Source organism: Candidatus Methylomicrobium oryzae, from assembly GCF_016745425.1.
GTDB classification, from domain to species: domain Bacteria; phylum Pseudomonadota; class Gammaproteobacteria; order Methylococcales; family Methylomonadaceae; genus Methylomicrobium; species Methylomicrobium oryzae.
On record NZ_JAERVK010000054.1, the window covers coordinates 1 to 1,187 of the forward strand.

The 1,187-nt window shown below is 62.8% G+C and carries 1 protein-coding gene; it reads left to right on the forward strand.

Annotated elements, in window-relative coordinates; genetic code table 11:
- Positions 1 to 62: 62 nt before the first annotated feature.
- Entirely contained in the window at positions 63 to 1,085 is a 1,023-nt protein-coding gene (locus JJL52_RS21085; protein WP_202054491.1) for a transposase, read from the forward strand.
- Positions 1,086 to 1,187 lie beyond the last annotated feature (102 nt).

Below are 1,187 nucleotides of genomic sequence, written 5' to 3' on the forward strand. Positions count from 1 at the left end.
CTCATCACCTATCAGTTTCAGATAAACTATGCCGTGTACACAACTATTGATTCAAGGCGATCTTGGGCACTGTAAGAAAACTGTCTGCTGAGGTGGAGCGTGGGCTTGCCGAAGCGCTTCCGGGACTGCGCAAGACGGTGGTGGGCAAACTGGCGTTGGTCGTAGGCGCGATGATTGAGGGTCAGACGCCGAATACGGTTGAGCTGGCCAATCTGCTCCCCTTGCCGACAGAGCGTCAGGACATGCGGGAGCAATGGCTGAGGCGCTTGCTGAAGAATCCCTTGCTGGCGGCGACGGCGGTGATGGAGCCGTTTGCGCGGGCGGCGCTGGCGAGGGCGGCACGGAACGGCCAGACCGTGTTGCTGACCATGGATCAGACCGATCTGGGTAACCGGATGGCGTTGCTGGTGGTGGCCCTGCGGGTTGGTGACCGGGCGCTGCCCTTGGTTTGGCGGGCGGAGGCGGGGCCAGCCAACATCGGCTTCGAGGCTCAGCAAAGGCTGCTGGAGCAGGTGTTGGCGTGGCTGCCCCCGGCGGCTAAGGTTCTGTTATCGGCGGACCGCTTCTACCCTTCCGCCGCGCTGTTCGGCTGGGTCCAGACCCACGGTTGGGGCTATCGGCTGCGGCTGAAAGGCAGCGTGCTGGCGGACACAGGACAGGACGACGAGACGACGATCGGAGCCCTGGCGCAAGGCGTTACCGAACGCTACCTACCCGGGGTGAGACTGTTCACGCAGGGAGTCATGACTCACCTCGGCATCCTCCACGAGGCCGGGCATCCGGAGCCCTGGATTATCGCCATGGACTGCACGCCGTCGCGGGCGGCGGTGCTGGATTACGCCGCGCGCTGGGCCATTGAGCCGATGTTCTCCGACTTCAAGGGGCGTGGGTTCAACCTGGAGGGCTCCCAGCTTTGGCATGCGGACCGCCTGGAGCGGCTGGTCCTCGTCATGGCGCTGGCAATGCACTGGTGTGTCCGCGTCGGTCAAGACGACGCGGCGGAGCGCCCGACCCCGCTCGAAAAAAAATGCGCGAGCAAAGCGATCCGGACCATTGGAGCTTCAGGAAGCTCAACCGCAGCTTAGTTTCCTGGTTCACGCGGGGGCTGCGCCGCTTGAAGCGATGCTTACAAAACGGTATTTCTTTACCTGCCTTTTGTGGATCGGGGTAAAGTGATAGGTGGTGAG